This is a genomic window from Spirillospora sp. NPDC000708 (genome assembly GCF_040299565.1).
Classification (GTDB): domain Bacteria; phylum Actinomycetota; class Actinomycetes; order Streptosporangiales; family Streptosporangiaceae; genus Spirillospora.
Genome location: NZ_JBEPCJ010000013.1, coordinates 44,865 through 59,839 on the forward strand (window position 1 = coordinate 44,865; position 14,975 = coordinate 59,839).

Consider the following 14,975-nt stretch of genomic DNA (forward strand, 5'->3'; position numbering starts at 1 on the left):
AAAGCCCGATAGCGTGGGACTTGTGGAGGACGTGGAGGCAGGCGGGACGTCCCGCCGCAGAGCGCTCTGGCTGATGGGGGCCGCCGCCGTCGGCCTCACCGCGATCGGCGCGGACGAGGCGCATCCGTCCCATGGGGCGCGCGCCTCGGCGAAGCCGTCCGTGCCCATGCCGCGGGCCCGGCCCGTCATCCATCCGAAGCCGACGCCGACACCGTCCCCGACGCCGACGCCGCGCCCCGCGTCGTGGACCACGGCGCGGCTGACCGCGCTGGAGACGCCCGTCCGCGAGCTGACGCAGCTGTCCCCGGCGCCGCCGCCGAAGACGATCGCGCTCACCATCGACGACGGCCCGCATCCGGAGTACACGCCGAAGGTGCTCGACCTGCTGGCCGAGCACGAGATCCACGCGACCTTCTTCATGATCGGCGAGCAGGTGAAGGAGTGGCCGAAGCTGGTGCGCCGGGTCGCCGCCGCCGGCCACCAGATCTGCAACCACACCGAGACGCACCCCATCACCATCGCGGGCCTGCCGAGGAAGCGGGTCAAGAAGGAGATGATGCAGGCGCGCGACCGGATCGCCGACACCACCGGCATCGAGCCGCAGTTCTTCCGCTCGCCGGGCGGCGCGTGGTCGAAGACGATCCTGGAGCTCGTCGCCGAGCACAACATGCTGCCGATCGACTGGGCGGTCGACCCGCGCGACTGGTCCCGGCCGGGCGTCGGGCACATCCGCCGGACGATGCTGCGCGGCAAGGCCGGCAACATCATGCTGTGCCACGACGGCGGCGGCGACCGCTCGCAGACCATCGCGGCGCTGCGCAAGGTCATCCCGAAGATGAAGAAGCGCGGCCTCACCTTCGTCGCGCTCTAACACACGGCGGTAGGCAAGCGGAGGCCGGCGAACAGGTCGTCCTCCGGCAGCGGCGTCTCGACGTGCGAGCGGGCGAGCCGGTAGTCCTCGGTGGGCCACACCTCCCGCTCGACGTCGCGCGGGTGCAGCATGAACCCGGCGTGCGGGTCGACCTGCGTGGCGTGGGCGAGGAGCGCCCGGTCCCGGACGGGGAAGTACTCCGCGCACGGGACGCGCGTGGTGATCTCCAGGGGCGCGGCGCCGTCGGGCCATTCCGCGAGCACCGGCCCCATCGGCGACTCCAGGCCGCGCGCGAGCATCCCTTCGTGCAGCGCCTGGAACCAGTCCCGCGAGAACGCGCCCTGGTAGTACAGCTTCGCCGGCCGCCATGGGCGTCCCGTCCCGGGGTAGCGCTCCGGGTCCGCGGCGGCGTCGAACGCCTCCGCCGTGACCTCGTGCGTCTTGATGTGGTCGGGGTGCGGGTACCCGCCGGTCTCGTCGTAGGTGACCACGACGTGCGGGCGGAACTCGCGGATGAGCGCGACGAGCGGGCGCGCCGCGTCCGCGAGCGGCTCCAGCGCGAAGCAGCCCGCCGGCAGAGCCTCGCCGTCGCCCGGCAGGCCCGAGTCGGTGAAGCCGAGGAACCGCTGCCGGACGCCGAGGATCCGCCGCGCCGCCTCCATCTCGCGGCGCCGGATCGCGGGCAGGTCCGCGCGGACCTCCGGCCGGTCGAGCGCCGGGTTGAGGACGCTGCCCCGCTCCCCGCCCGTGCAGGTCGCGACCAGGACGTCCGCGCCCTCGGCGGCGTACTTGGCGAGCGTCGCGGCGCCCTTGCTCGACTCGTCGTCCGGGTGGGCGTGGACGGTCAGCAGCCGCGGCCGCTCTTCGCGGGTGATGCGCAGGTTCATGCGCGCTCCTTCCGGGAGTCGCGGGAGGGGTAGAAGAAGGCGGGGATCAGCGTCAGGGCGGACAGCCCGACCACCCACCAGAACGTGGCGCCGTACGCGGCGGCCGGTGCGTGGTGGCCGAGCGAGCGCTGCAGGACGACGGCCAGCACCGCGGTGCCGAGCGAGCCCCCGACCCGGTTGACGGTGTTGACGGCTCCGGCGGCGCGGGCGGTCTCGTCCGGGCGGACGCTCGCGTAGACGGCCGCCATGCCGGGCGCCATCACCAGGGCGAGGCCCGCGCCGCGCAGCATCAGCGACAGCACCAGCAGCCAGCCCGCCGGGTGCGAGCCGACCTGCGTGAACGCGACCGTCCCGGCGACCGTGACGGCGATCCCGGTGAGGATCAGCGGGCGCGGCGCCATCCGGTCGGCCAGCCGCGACGCGAGGAGCGTCACGACGGCGGTGGCGAGGGCCTGCGGCGCGAGCAGCAGCCCGGCGTCCAGCGCCGACACGTGCTCGACCTGCTGGTAGTAGAGCGGGAGCAGGAGCATGGAGCTGTAGAGCGCGGCGCCCTGCAGGAACGAGTTGGCCGTCGCGACCGCGAAGCCGCGCCGGGCGAACAGGCCGAGGTCGATCAGCGCCGCGCCGCGGCGGCGCAGGGCGTGGACACCGTATCCGGCGAGCAGGACCGTCCCGGCGGCGAGCGGGACGACGACGCGGGCCGCGCCGAACCCCGCCGTCCCGACCTCGGAGAGGCCGTAGACGACGGCCGCGAGACCGGGCGACAGCAGGGCGAGGCCGCGGACGTCCAGCCGCCGCGCCGCCCCGGCGGCGGCCCCGGCGAACGCGGGGACGTACCGGGCCGCGAGCACCAGCGTGAGCAGGCCGAGCGGGACGTTCACCAGGAACATCCAGCGCCAGTCGAGCCGCTCGACGATGAGCCCGCCGAGCACCGGCCCGAGGACGGGCGCGAACGTCAGCGGCAGGACGGTGACGCCGAAGACCCGGCCGAGCCGCTTCGGACCGGCGGCCCGCACGACGATCGACTGGCCGATCGGCTGGATCAGCCCGCCGCCGATCCCCTGGAGGACCCGGAACGCGATCAGGCTCCCGGCCGACCAGGCGAGCCCGCACAGCGCGGACCCGGCGGTGAACAGCGCGACGGACGTCATCCACATCGTCCGGGCGCCGAACCGGTCGCTCGCCCAGCCGGCGAGCGGCATCACCATCGAGATCGCCAGCAGGTACCCGGCGGACACCCACTGCAGGGTCGTGACGGGGCCGCCGAGGTCGCGGGCGACCGCGTCCAGGCCGACGCCGACGATCGTCGTGTCGAGCAGGGCGAGAATCGGCCCGAGGACCAGCACGAACGACGTCTTCAGCAGCGCCGGGTCGAGCCGTTCCGGGGCGGCGGCCGGCGCGGCGGGCGCGCGGGAGGGCGCGGTCATGGACACCTCCAAGTAAGTAGGTCGAACCGAACTTTAGGCTCAGTCCACTTACTCGGTCAAGGCTATTTTTAGACTCAACCTAGTTTTGGATCGGTGCAGACGAGCGCCTCCCGCTGGCAAGTCGCGGTCAACCGATGGCGGCCGGGGAGCGGGGTCCCTAGGATCGCGATGATCTCCATCGAGCCAGAGGGGTTCCCGCGTGCACGGCCCTCCGCCCTCCCCGTTCCCCGAGCCCTATCGCGGCCCGTACCAGGGCCCCGCGCAACCGGCTCCACCACCGCCCCCGCCGCCGTACACGCCGTATGCGTCATACGGCTCGTATGAACCGTCCGAGCCGTCCGGGCCCGCGAGCGAGGCGGCGCCCCGCGGCCGGCGGCTGCTGGCCTGGTCGATCGACGCCGCGATCCTGGTCGGCGTGGCCGTGCTGCTCGCGGGCGTGACGTGGGGGCGGCTGCAGTCCTACGTCGCCGAGGACCTGCCGCGCAAGGCGATGTCGGCGGGGTTCGAGCTGCTGGTGTCCGGCGGGAGCGTGGGGAAGGCGGCGGGCGAGCTCGGCGCGGGGGCCTGGGGCGCGTTCGTCACCGCCGTCGAGCAGGCCCTGCTGCTGCTCGTCCTCGCGGAACTGCTCCACCAGTTCGTCGGGCTCGCCTGGACCGGGCGGACGGCCGGGAAGGCCGCGATGGACCTGCGCGTCCGGCACGCCTCCGCGGAGGCCGGTCCGGGCAAGGGCCGCGCGCTGCGCCGGGCGCTGCTCACGACCGCGTCGGGCACCGGCCTCTACGCGCTCGCCTGGGTGCTCCTTCTCGAGGGCCTGTTCTTCTTCGCCGTCCTGCTGTGGACGCTCGCGGTCCTCGCCTTCCTGGCCAACAGCCTGCCCGCGCTCGCCGGCCGGCGGCGGCGCACGCTCGCCGACCTCGTGGGCGGCACCGTCGTCATGCGGGCGGGCGCCTACCGGCGCGCCGCGGCGGCCGCGCGGCAGGGCGCCGTCATCGCGTGGGACGGCGCCCAGGCCGCGGGGCAGGTGGTGGGGCAGGCCGCCCGCGACAACGCCGCGCGGCTCGCCCAGCACGAGCGCGTGCAGCAGGCGATCGAGTCCGAGCGGGCCGAGCGGCTGCGGGAGCTCGGCCGGCAGTCCGCCGGGAAGCTGCGCGAGGTCGCGGCGAGCGAGCGCGCGCAGCAGGTGCAGGACGCGGGCAAGCGGTTCGGCGGCCGCATCCGGGACGCCTACCAGGAGCGCAGGGCGGGCCGTGCCGTCGAGCAACCGGCACAGCCCGCCCTACCACCGCCCCCGCCGGCCCTCCCGCAACCGGCCTTCCCGCCGTTCCCGGCCCAGCAACCGGCCCACCAACCGGTACAGCAGCCGGCCCCGCCGCCGCAGCAGCCTCCGTACGGCCATCCCGCGCCGGACGACGCGTTCCGGCAGCCGTACGAGCAGCCGCCGCCCGGCTAGGGCCGGCCGAGGAGGGCTAGGGGACCGGGACGGCGGGCGGCGCCGATGCCGGGACGGGCGCGGCCTCGCCGTGCGAGACCCGCGGCAGCCACCCCAGCCAGCGCGGCAGGTACCAGTTCGCGCGGCCGAGCAGCGCCATCACCGCGGGCAGCAGCACGATCCGGACGACGGTCGCGTCGATCAGCACCGCCACCGCCAGGCCGACGCCGAGCTGCTTGAAGTCCTGCATCGACAGCGTCCCGAAGATCGCGAACGTGGCGACCATGATGACGGCGGCGCTGGTCACGACACCGGCGGTGGCGCGGACGCCCTCGCCGACCGCGCGGGCGGTGTCGAGCCCCCGGTCCCGGGCCTCCCGGATCCGCGACACCACGAACACGTGGTAGTCCATCGACAGCCCGAACAGCACCACGAACACGAACAGCGGGATCCACGACTCCAGCGCGCCCGCGCCCCGGGTCCCGACCAGCGAGTCCCCCCAGCCGTGCTGGAACACCGCGACCATCACCCCGTACGCGGCGCCGACCGACAGCAGGTTCAGCCCGATCGCGGTCAGCGCGATGACGGGGGACCGGAAGAACACCAGCATCAGCAGGAACGTGACGCCCATGACGAACAGGAACACCGGCACGATCGCGTGCCTGAGCTGCGCGTTGTAGTCGGTGGACCAGGCGAGCTGCCCGCTCACCGGCGCGTCCGCGACCCGTCCGACGGTCTGCGGGACGATCGTGTCCCGCAGCGTCCGCAGCGCGTGCTTCGAGGCGGCGTCCGACCCGGAGCCGGCGAGCGGCACCTCGATCTCCGCGACGTTCGCCTTCCGGTGCACGGTCACCTCGATCGGCGCGTTCATCTCGCCGGACGCGAGGGCGCGCCGCTCCAGCTCCCCGATCGCGGCCTTCACCTGCGGGGCGTCGATGTCGCGGGCCTTCACCACGACGTTCGCGGGCGCCGGGTTGCCGGGGAACGCCTTGTTCAGCTCCGTGTAGGTCCGCGCGATCCGCTCGCCGGGCGGGACCTGCTGATCGATGCCGAGCTTCGCCGTCCTCATGCCGAGCGCGGGCGCCGCCAGCGCCAGCAGCAGCCCCGCCGACAGCACCGCCGCGATCCCGGGACGCGCCAGGACGGGCTTGAGCAGCGTCCCCACGACCCCGGCGCGCTCACCGCGACGACCGGCGCGCTCACCGCGGCGGCCCGCCCCGCGCCGGCGCGGCAGCCGGATCCGGCCGAACTCCACCTTGTCGCCGAGCAGCGACAGCAGCGCGGGCAGCACCGTCACCGAGCCGAGCATCGCGATGCACACGACCAGGATCGTCGCGACCGCGAACCCCTTGAACAGCAGCAGCCCGGACAGGAACATCCCGGACATCGCGATCATGACGGTGACGCCGGAGACCAGCACGGACCGTCCCGAGGTGGCCGCGGCGATCGCCAGCGCGCTCTCCCGGTCCCGGCCGCGGCGCCGCTCCTCGCGCTCGCGCTGCAGGTAGAACAGGCAGTAGTCGACGCCGACGGCGAGGCCCATCAGCAGCATCACCGAGTTCGTCGTGTCGTCCACGTGCACCGCGTGGCTGGCCACGGCCAGCAGCCCGCCCGCCGCGAGGTAGGCGGTGAACGCCAGCACCACCGGCAGGACGGCGGCGAGCAGCGCGCCGAACGCGACGAGCAGGATCCCGATCGCCAGCGGCACCGCCGTCATCTCGGCGCGCTTGAAGTCCTTGCCGAGCGCGTTGTCGAACCAGGCGTCCGCCGTCGCGCCGCCGAACTCGCCGATCGTCACCTTCGGGTTGTCGCGCTGCGCCTTCGCGACCGCGTCCTCGACGGCGGGCAGCGGGTCCGGCGCGCCGTCCGGCGCCTTCTTCAGCGTGAACTGGACGATCACGTGCCGCCGGTCCCGCGCGACCGTGTCCGGCCGCAGGTCCGTGATCTTCCCGGTGGCCCGCACGTTCGCCCGGACGGCCGCGACGGCGCGGGCCGTCTCCGGCGCGCCCGCGGGCCCGGTGACCAGCACGGTCTCCGAGTCGGGGTCGTCGATGCCCGCGTCGTCGATGATCTTCTCGGCGTGCGCCGACCGTCCGGCGCCCTGCTCGTGCTCGGCCATCGTGGTCTGGCCCGCCGCGCCGCCCAGCACCGAGGCCAGGACGACGAACAGCAACCAGCCGAGGACGGCCGCCATCCGGTGCCGCGCGCTCCAGCCGCCGAGCGCGGCGGCGAGGTTCCTTCTCATGGGAGTCCCCTGGGGGTCGTCGGTGCGGGGTGACACCAAGAAGCCAATAGGGGCGGCGGTCCCGCCGACATGGCCCTGAACACCGTCCGGGGGTGTATTCAGGTACACCCCTCGTCCGGGTTGCGGGCACACTGTGCTGGACGGACGCCGGCCGGAGACTGGACGCACGACGGCAGGCGACGACCGGAGGAACACGGTGAACGAGCACGCGGTGAACGAACGGCCGGTGAGCGAGGCCCCCTGGCAGCGGCGGCTGAAGACGCCCTGGCGCGGGCTCGGGCTGTGGTTCCTGGGGATCCCGGCGACCTTCGTGGGCCTGTGGTTCCTCACGGTCATCTCGCTGATCTCGAGCTTCGTGGGGATCCTGCTGTTCCCGTCCGCGACGATGGCGCTGCGCAAGCAGCTCGACGTCTACCGCGACAAGATCGAGCGCTGGACGGGCCACCGGATCGAGCGGCCGTACCTCCCCGAGCCCGCGCCGGAGCCCGGGGTCAAGGGCGCGGTGCGCCGCTTCATGGCGCTCGCCTCCGACCCCGCCACCTGGCGGGACTACCTGTGGGTGGCCGCCGACCCGTTCGTCGCGCTGTTCACCGCGGCGCTGCCCGGCATGCTCATCCTGTACGGGCTGTGGGGGTACGCCGTCGCGACGTTCGCCGGCGACATGATCGGCCACTACGGCGGCAGCGACTGGTACGCGTACATCCACGTCACCGACGGCTACGGCCGCGACGCCGGGCGGGTCGGCTCGACGCTGGTCGTCGCCACGCTGTGCGTCGTCGCCGGTCACCTGCTCGGCCCGGCGATGATGCGGGTGTACGGGCGGTGGGGCAAGGCCGTCCTCGGCCCGACCGAGAAGTCCCGGCTCGCGCTGCGCGTCCGGCACCTCACCGAGACCCGCTCCGAGGCGGTGGACGCCTCCGCCGCCGAGCTGCGCCGCATCGAGCGCGACCTGCACGACGGCGCGCAGGCCCGGCTCGTCGCGATGGGCATGAGCCTCGGCGCGATCGAGCACCTGCTCGACAAGGACCCGGAGAAGGCGCGGATCCTGCTGGCGCAGACCCGCGAGTCGTCCGCGAAGGCGCTGCACGAGCTGCGCGACCTCGTCCGCGGCATCCACCCGCCGGTGCTCGCCGACCGCGGCATCGGCGACGCGGTGAAGGCGCTCGCGCTCGACCACCCGCTGCACGTCGAGGTCACCGCCGACCTGCCGGCCCGCCCCGAGCCGCCCGTCGAGTCCGCCGCCTACTTCGCGGTGTCGGAGATCCTCACCAACGCGGCCAAGCACTCCGGCGCGTCCCGCGTCTGGGTCGACATGCGGCACGAGCGGGGCATGCTGCGCATCACCGTCACCGACGACGGGCACGGCGGCGCGTCCCTGGCCGGCGGCACCGGGCTGCGCGGGATCGAGCGGCGGATCGGTACATTCGACGGCGTGCTCGCCCTCAACTCCCCCGTGGGCGGCCCGACCATCGTCACGCTGGAGCTGCCGTGCGCGTTGTCCTCGCCGAAGACCTCGCCCTCCTGAGAGAGGGCCTCGTCAGCCTCCTGGAGACGCACGGCTTCGAGATCGCCGACGCCGTCGACAACGGGCCCTCGCTGCTGAAGGCACTGGTCGACCACCGCCCGGACGTGGCGGTGGTCGACGTGCGCCTGCCGCCGTCCTTCACCGACGAGGGCCTGCAGGCGGCGCTGGAGGCGCGCCGCCGGATCCCGGGCCTGCCGGTGCTGGTGCTGTCGCAGTACGTCGAGCAGCTGTACGCCCGGGAGCTGCTCGCCGACGGCACCGGCGGCATCGGCTACCTGCTGAAGGACCGGGTGTTCGACACCGCCCAGTTCGTCGACGCGGTCCGCCGGGTCGCCTCCGGCGGCACCGCGATGGACCCCGAGGTCATCTCCCGGCTGGTCGCCAGCGGCACCCGCGACACCCCGCTGGGCCGGCTCACCCCCCGCGAGACCGAGGTGCTGGAGCTGATGGCGCAGGGCCGCTCGAACGCGGCGATCGCGGAGCGGCTGGTCGTGACCGAGCGCGCCGTCACCAAGCACACCGCGAACATCTTCGCCAAGCTCGACCTGCCCGTCACCGACGACACCAACCGCCGCGTCCTCGCCGTCCTCGCCTACCTCAACCACTGACGGAGCGGACTACCCGGGCCCCCGCGCGGTGAACTATGTTGCTCGGGCGAAAAGGGGCCCTTGGGAGGGCGCGATGAAGGTGATCCTGGTCCTGCTCTGCCTGGCGATCGCGGGCCGCGAGCTCTACCTGGCGTTCGACCGCAGGCGGCGGGCCGGCGCACCGGAGATCGCCGACATCCGCACCCAGCTCACCGCGCTCAAGGACACCCGCGACGAGCTGGAGCACTTCCGCTCCGCGCAGCGCGAGCGGCTGGAGCGGCTCACCGCCGAGCGGGCCGCGGAGCTGGCGCCGCTCGCCGCCGGGCAGGACCGGCTGGCCGAGTCGCTGCGCGAGACCGACGACCGGATCGGCTCGCTGGTCGCGCAGATCAACGACCGGATGGTGCCGGAGGTCAACGAGCGGCTGAACGCCCAGAAGGCGGCCCTCGAACGGCTCGCCGCCGACGTCGCCGCGCTCCGCGCGCACCTGGTCGCGCGGCTCGACCAGGCCGTGGCCGCGTCGCTCGGCGCGGAGCCCGCCGACCTCGTCGCCGCGTCCCTCACCGCCGCGCCCGACACGGCCCGCGCCGCGCTGGCCGGCCCGTTCGAGCGGTTCCTCGAACGGTACGGGCTGTGGTGCGAGCTGGCGGACGGCGACCGCCTCTACCTGTCCGGCCGCAGCCCTCGCGGCCTGGAACGCGACTTCATCGAGCTGCTCGCCGCGCTCCGCCCGGGCCCCGGCGCCGCCACCGCCGAGGCGGCGGCGCTGCTGGACGCGCTGCGCCGCGCCGCGCGGGCCGCCGCGCAGGTCGGGCCTCTGCTGATCGTCCGGACGTCCGGGGACCTGCTGTGCGGCGTGCTGCCGCTGGCGGAGCTGCGCCTCCCGGAGACCGCCGGGCTCCTGGACGACCCGTCCCGCGCGGCCGCCCGGCTGCGCCGGCTCCCCGCCGCCCGCCTCCTTGACGCGTCCTAGCCCGTATTTCTACAGTCCCGGCCCACTTCGAGACGGACCCCAGCCCGCGGTCCCGGCGAACTACTTGCCCGTCCAGGTGAAGCGGGGCGGGCGGCGTTCGAGGAACGCCGCGATGCCCTCGGCGACCTCGCCGCGCGCCGCGACCTCCTCCAGCCACCCCCGGACCTTCTCCTCGACGGGGCCGTCCGCGGCGATGGCGTCCACGATGTCCTTGGTGGCCTGCTGGGTCAGCAGCGAGCGCGACGCGAGGGTCTCGGCGAACGCCGCGACCCGCGCCGGGAGGTCGCCGGCGATCTCGTTCAGCAGCCCGATCCGCAGCGCGTGGTCGGCGTCGACGAGATCCGCCGAGTACAGCAGGTACTTCGCGGCGGACGGCCCGACGAGCCGGACGAGCCGGGCCGTCGCCGCGGCCGGGTAGACGATGCCGAGCTTGGCGGGGGTGATCCCGAACCGGGCGCCCGGCGCCGCGAACCGCAGGTCGCACGCCGCCGCGAGCTGGCAGCCGCCGCCGACGCAGAACCCCTCGATCGCGGCCAGCGTCGGCTTCGGGAACGCGGCGAGGGCGCGCTCGGCGACCGTCGACAGGTGCGAGTCGTCGTCGCGGTGGATGTCGGTCAGCTCCGCGATGTCCGCGCCGGCGCAGAAGTTCCCGCCCGCCCCGGTCAGCACCACGACCCGGACGCCGGAGTCGGCCTCCAGGCCGTCCAGGATGCCGGGCAGGGCCCGCCACATGTCCGCCGACATGGCGTTCCGCTTCTCCGGGCGGTCGATGGTGATCGTCCCCACCCCGCCCGCGACCTCGCACCGCAACCCGCCGCCCATGGCCCTCCCTACCGCTCCACCAGCGGCATCATCGTACGGACCCGGCACGGCGGGCGCCCCTCCGCCCCGAGGACGACGGAAGCGCCCCACGGATACTCCTTCCGGATGGATTAGGAACACCCCGCGTGAGGGAGGAATTCTGGCGACGCCCGCCGGATTATGGACACATCAGGGGTCCGTCCGACCCGAAACGGAGCTCGTGGTGCAGCAGAGCGCGCACGCCTTCTGGACGATCAACCTGGACGACCCCTTGGCCGCCGCCCCCGACATGGCCGGCGCCAAGGCGTCCGACCTCTCGCGCGCCGCGCGCAACGGGCTGCCGGTGCCGCCCGGCTTCGTGATCCCCGTGCAGTGCTTCCCGCGCGGCGAGCACTACCGCAACACCGGCGAGCTGCGGAAGGCGTGGGCCCGCCTCAGCGGGAACGGCGCCCGGGCCCTCGCGGTCCGGTCCTCGTCCACGCACGAGGAGGGCGCCCCGGGCCGGTACGTGTCCGCCCTGGACGTGAAGGGCTGGCCGGAGTTCCTCAAGGCCGTCAGGGGCGTGGTGGCCTCCGCCACCGGGCCCGCGACTACCGCGATCCTCGTCCAGCCGCAGCTGGAGCTGGTGGCGGGCGGCGTGCTGTTCGGCGCGGACCCGTTAGAGAGCCGCGCCGAGCGGGTCATCGTCTCGGCGGCGCTGGGCGGCCCGCGCGCGCTCCGCGACAACCAGGCCGCCACGACCTACGCGCTCAACCGGCGCGGCAAGGTCCTGAGCATGAAGCGCGACACCGGCGCGCCGGAGGAGGAGCCGCTCTCCCGGCCGCAGCTCCGGGCACTAGTCAAGCTGGCCGCGCGCGCGGCGGCCCTGTTCGGCGGCCCGCAGGAGATCGAGTTCGGGTTCGACCGGGAGGGCGCCCTCTGGCTGCTCCAGACGCGCCCGCTGTCGTCCCTGACCCTGCCCCGTGCCCGCCGCCCCGCCAGCTGACGCGCCGCCCCGAGGAGAGGACGCACCGATGACCTTGGGGAATGCGCGGACGGCCTCCGGTGCTGTACTGTCAAGGCAGCGCCTTTGATTTCCCGCGATCCGCGGTTGAGGCGCACTTCTTCCCCGCCCGGGCCATCTGAGCGCCCGGTGATCCCCCGTCCGGACGCGCCGACGAGCGTCCCGGACCGTCGCACAAGGGAGCCGACGTCAGCCCGGTGAACCGAGCTGCATTTCTCGTATTCTCCTCGCGTACGCGCCGCGGGCTCCGCCGCCGTACGCGGGAATCGACTCCAGGGGGCGCGGCGTTCACCGCGCCGCCCTGAGAAGGGACCCGTATGTCCACTCCCACACTGACTTCGGAGCGCCGCCCCGCCGAGAGCCGGGCGCACGCCGTCCCGGCCGCGCGCAAGAGCGCTCAGCAGCAGGCGAGGCGGCCCGCCGCCGACGACCAGCCGGCCGTCCCGTTCCACGGCATCCTCGCCGTCCAGGACAAGCACGCGTTCGTCCGCACGTCCGGCTACCTGCCGGGCAACGACGACGTGCACGTCTCGCTCGCGCAGGTCAAGACGTACCACCTGCGGCCCGGCGACGCCGTCGCGGGCACCGCCCGCCCGCCGAAGAGCGGCCGGGAGAAGTTCGGCGCGCTCGCCACCGTCGAGTCGGTCAACGGGCTGCCGCCCGAGCAGGCCGCCGGCCGCCCCGAGTTCGCCAAGCTGACCCCGCTGTTCCCGGACGAGCGGCTGCGCCTCGACACCGGCCCGCTCGCGACCCGCGTCATCGACCTGGTCGCGCCGATCGGCAAGGGGCAGCGCGGGCTGATCGTGTCGCCGCCGAAGGTCGGCAAGACGATGGTGCTGCAGGCCCTCGCGAACGCCATCAGCACGAACAACCCCGAGGTGCACCTCATGGTGGTGCTCATCGACGAGCGCCCCGAAGAGGTCACCGACATGCAGCGGACGGTCCGCGGCGAGGTGATCCACTCGACGTTCGACCGGCCCGCGCAGGAGCACACCTCCCTCGCCGAGCTGGCCGTCGAGCGCGCCAAGCGGCTCGTCGAGCAGGGCCACGACGTGGTGATGCTGCTCGACTCGATCACCCGGCTCGGCCGCGCCTACAACCTCGCGGCGCCGTCCAGCAGCCGCATCCTCGCCGGCGGCGTCGCGACCACCGCGATCTACCCGCCCAAGAAGTTCTTCGGCGCCGCCCGCAACATCGAGAACGGCGGCTCGCTGACCATCCTCGCGACCGCGCTGGTGGAGACCGGCTCCCGGATGGACGACGTGTTCTTCGAGGAGTACAAGGGCACCGGCAACATGGAGCTGAAGCTCGACCGGGGCCTCGCGGACCGGCGGGTGTTCCCCGCCGTCGACATCGAGGCGTCCGGCACCCGCCGCGACGAGCTGCTCATGTCGCCCGAGGAGCTCGCCCTCACCTGGCGGCTGCGCCGCGCCCTCCAGGGCCTGGAGAGGCAGCAGTCGATCGAGCAGCTGCTGGAGAAGATGAAGGGCACCTCGTCGAACGCCGAGTTCCTGCTCCGGCTCCAGAAGAGCCTCTAGCCCTTCTGCGGCCTGAACGTCCTGAGGACGCGGTCGTAGAGCCGCTGCCCCGGCGTCCAGTGCGGTTCGGGCGCGTGGAAGCAGAACTCGTATCCGGCGGCGCGGCTGCACAGCACGTGCACCCCGCCCTGTGCCGAGGCTCCCTGACCCCCGCCTTGCCCGCCGCCGACTTGTCCGCCGCCGTCCCAGACGAACTCCCATTCCGCGGCGTCGCCGCCGAGTTCCGGTGCGGCCTCCAGCCGCAGCCGGCGGTACCCGGGATACAGGTGCCTCGCCTCGGACCTCCGCTCGGCCGCGCGCAGCCCGCTCAGGGGCTCGCCCGGAGCCGGGGAGATGCGCAGCCCCCGCCCGGTGGCCTCGTCCTGCCACTCCATGACGTCGTCGCGCCGCTCGCTCTGCCAGCCGGCCGGAACGCGCACCGAGTAGCCGCCCTCCTCGGTGTACTTCACCATCTTCGCCTCGACGCCCGCGGCCGGACGCAGCGCCACCGAGTCGCTCTTCCCGACGGAGTTCCACCGCGCCGTCCACGTGCCGACCCCGGCCGCCACGGCCGCGAGGAGCGCGACGCTCAGCACCGCGCCGGGCCGCAGCCGCCGCCCGACCGGCACCGGGACCCGCGGCGACCGCCGGACGCGCGCCGCACCGTCCGCGCCGGCCGGGTGCCCTCCTGACCCGGCCCGGACCGGTTCCGGCCGGGCCGGCCTCGGGACGGGGCCCAGGACCGCGGCCGTCGCGCCCGCCGGTTCGGCGTCCGCGACCTCCTGAAGCATCCGTGCGGCCGCCTCGGCGGACAGCCGGTCCTCGGGCCGCTCCCGCAGCAGCCCCTCGATGACGGGGGTGAGCGCCCCCGCGCGGACGGGCCGCGGGCGGTCGCCGAGCAGCACCGCGACCATCGACGCGAGCGCGTGGCAGCGCAGGAACGGCGAGAACCCCTCGACGGCGGTGTAGAGCGTCGCGCCGAGCGACCACAGGTCGGACGCCTCGACGCTCGGCAGCCCGTGCACCCGTTCCGGCGCGAGGTAGGCGGGCGACCCCTCGATGCCCGCCGCCATCGTCTCGGCCTGCAGCGCCCCGCCGGCGCCGCGGCCCCGGTCGGTGTGCAGCGCCAGCCCGAAGTCGGTGAGCAGGACCCGGCCGTCGTCGCAGACCAGGACGTTGCTCGGCTTCACGTCGCGGTGCAGGATGCCCGCCCCGTGCGCGGCGCGCAGCACCGACAGCACCGCCGCGCCGATCCGCGCGGTCCGCCGCACGCCGAGCGGCCCGCCCTCGCCGATCAGCCGGTTCAGCGAGCACGACGGCAGGAACTCCATCACGATCCACGGGCGGCCGTCCTCCATGAGGACGTCGTGGACGGCGGCGACGCCGGGATGGCGGAGCGCGGCGGTCGCCCGCGCCTCGGCGAGCAGCCGCCGGCACAGCGCCCGGCGTTCCGCCTCGGTGATGCGGCCGGGCAGCCGGACCTCCTTGACCGCCACGTCCCGGTCCAGCATCTCGTCGTAGGCGCGCCAGACGGTGCCCATGCCGCCGCGGCCGACCACGGAGAGCAGCCGGTACCGCCGCGCGAGCGGTTCCGGCCGGTCCCCGTCCATGGGGACGTTATGCGCCCGGAATCGGCGCCGCACGCCCCCGCCCCGTCAATTCTTTCTTGACCGCTTTCCGGCGCGTCGCTGGTTGCGGCGGCCGCCGTTC

11 protein-coding genes and 1 pseudogene are annotated in these 14,975 nt (G+C 74.3%); 7 read left to right on the forward strand and 5 right to left on the reverse strand.

Going from position 1 to position 14,975, the window contains the following annotated elements:
• The first annotated feature begins 22 nt into the window (after positions 1 to 22).
• Positions 23 to 871 (forward strand): polysaccharide deacetylase family protein, encoded by an 849-nt coding sequence (locus ABT299_RS12285; RefSeq protein WP_387027972.1) that lies wholly within the window; start codon positions 23 to 25, stop codon positions 869 to 871.
• Here the strand turns inward: ABT299_RS12285 and mca are convergent.
• Together mca and ABT299_RS12295 are read right to left on the reverse strand one after the other, a co-directional pair.
• Positions 868 to 1,758, reverse strand: a complete 891-nt coding sequence (gene mca / locus ABT299_RS12290) for a mycothiol conjugate amidase Mca (protein ID WP_500250745.1) — start codon at positions 1,756 to 1,758, stop codon at positions 868 to 870. The two genes, ABT299_RS12285 and mca, sit on opposite strands and share 4 nt — an antisense overlap.
• Positions 1,755 to 3,185 (reverse strand): MDR family MFS transporter, encoded by a 1,431-nt coding sequence (locus ABT299_RS12295; protein ID WP_500250746.1) that lies wholly within the window; start codon positions 3,183 to 3,185, stop codon positions 1,755 to 1,757. The genes mca and ABT299_RS12295 overlap by 4 nt, the downstream gene beginning before the upstream one ends.
• A gap of 199 nt (positions 3,186 to 3,384) precedes the next feature.
• On the opposite strand from ABT299_RS12295, the gene ABT299_RS12300 reads away from it, so the two are divergent.
• Entirely contained in the window at positions 3,385 to 4,635 is a 1,251-nt protein-coding gene (locus ABT299_RS12300; protein WP_500250747.1) for an RDD family protein, read from the forward strand.
• Between the two features lie 16 nt (positions 4,636 to 4,651).
• Here the strand turns inward: ABT299_RS12300 and ABT299_RS12305 are convergent, their stop codons facing one another.
• On the reverse strand, positions 4,652 to 6,859 hold the full coding sequence (locus ABT299_RS12305) for an MMPL family transporter (protein WP_500250748.1): 2,208 nt from the start codon (positions 6,857 to 6,859) through the stop codon (positions 4,652 to 4,654).
• A 196-nt stretch (positions 6,860 to 7,055) separates the two neighbouring features.
• On the opposite strand from ABT299_RS12305, the gene ABT299_RS12310 reads away from it, so the two are divergent.
• From ABT299_RS12310 to ABT299_RS12320, 3 genes are all read left to right on the forward strand, one after another.
• Positions 7,056 to 8,384, forward strand: coding sequence for a sensor histidine kinase (locus ABT299_RS12310; protein WP_387027979.1), 1,329 nt, complete (start codon positions 7,056 to 7,058; stop codon positions 8,382 to 8,384).
• Entirely contained in the window at positions 8,348 to 8,992 is a 645-nt protein-coding gene (locus ABT299_RS12315; RefSeq protein ID WP_190865405.1) for a LuxR C-terminal-related transcriptional regulator, read from the forward strand. The genes ABT299_RS12310 and ABT299_RS12315 overlap by 37 nt, the downstream gene beginning before the upstream one ends.
• Positions 8,993 to 9,065: 73 nt before the next feature.
• Positions 9,066 to 9,944, forward strand: coding sequence for a hypothetical protein (locus ABT299_RS12320; RefSeq protein WP_500250749.1), 879 nt, complete (start codon positions 9,066 to 9,068; stop codon positions 9,942 to 9,944).
• 60 nt (positions 9,945 to 10,004) lie between these two features.
• Here ABT299_RS12320 and ABT299_RS12325 read toward each other — a convergent pair whose 3' ends face one another.
• On the reverse strand, positions 10,005 to 10,766 hold the full coding sequence (locus ABT299_RS12325) for an enoyl-CoA hydratase/isomerase family protein (protein ID WP_190865409.1): 762 nt from the start codon (positions 10,764 to 10,766) through the stop codon (positions 10,005 to 10,007).
• A 202-nt stretch (positions 10,767 to 10,968) separates the two neighbouring features.
• Between ABT299_RS12325 and ABT299_RS12330 the strand changes: the two genes are divergently transcribed.
• Positions 10,969 to 11,730, forward strand: a complete 762-nt coding sequence (locus tag ABT299_RS12330) for a PEP/pyruvate-binding domain-containing protein (RefSeq protein ID WP_387027985.1) — start codon at positions 10,969 to 10,971, stop codon at positions 11,728 to 11,730.
• A 461-nt stretch (positions 11,731 to 12,191) separates the two neighbouring features.
• A pseudogene (rho, locus tag ABT299_RS12335) lies at positions 12,192 to 13,286 on the forward strand (transcription termination factor Rho); the annotation flags it as partial.
• Here the strand turns inward: rho and ABT299_RS12340 are convergent.
• The gene (locus tag ABT299_RS12340) at positions 13,283 to 14,875 is read right to left on the reverse strand and encodes a serine/threonine-protein kinase (protein ID WP_500250750.1); all 1,593 of its coding nucleotides are present in this window, start codon (positions 14,873 to 14,875) and stop codon (positions 13,283 to 13,285) included. The pseudogene rho and the gene ABT299_RS12340 overlap by 4 nt on opposite strands.
• Between the last annotated feature and the right edge of the window lie 100 nt (positions 14,876 to 14,975).

What these genes read in the sequence shown, in the direction of transcription:
- ABT299_RS12340 (WP_500250750.1), bottom strand. Translation starts at nt 14,875, where the DNA reads ATGGACGGGGACCGGCCGGAACCGCTCGCGCGGCGGTACCGGCTGCTC.
- ABT299_RS12305 (WP_500250748.1), bottom strand. Translation starts at nt 6,859, where the DNA reads ATGAGAAGGAACCTCGCCGCCGCGCTCGGCGGCTGGAGCGCGCGGCAC.
- ABT299_RS12320 (WP_500250749.1), top strand. Translation starts at nt 9,066, where the DNA reads ATGAAGGTGATCCTGGTCCTGCTCTGCCTGGCGATCGCGGGCCGCGAG.
- mca (WP_500250745.1), bottom strand. Translation starts at nt 1,758, where the DNA reads ATGAACCTGCGCATCACCCGCGAAGAGCGGCCGCGGCTGCTGACCGTC.
- ABT299_RS12295 (WP_500250746.1), bottom strand. Translation starts at nt 3,185, where the DNA reads ATGACCGCGCCCTCCCGCGCGCCCGCCGCGCCGGCCGCCGCCCCGGAA.
- ABT299_RS12325 (WP_190865409.1), bottom strand. Translation starts at nt 10,766, where the DNA reads ATGGGCGGCGGGTTGCGGTGCGAGGTCGCGGGCGGGGTGGGGACGATC.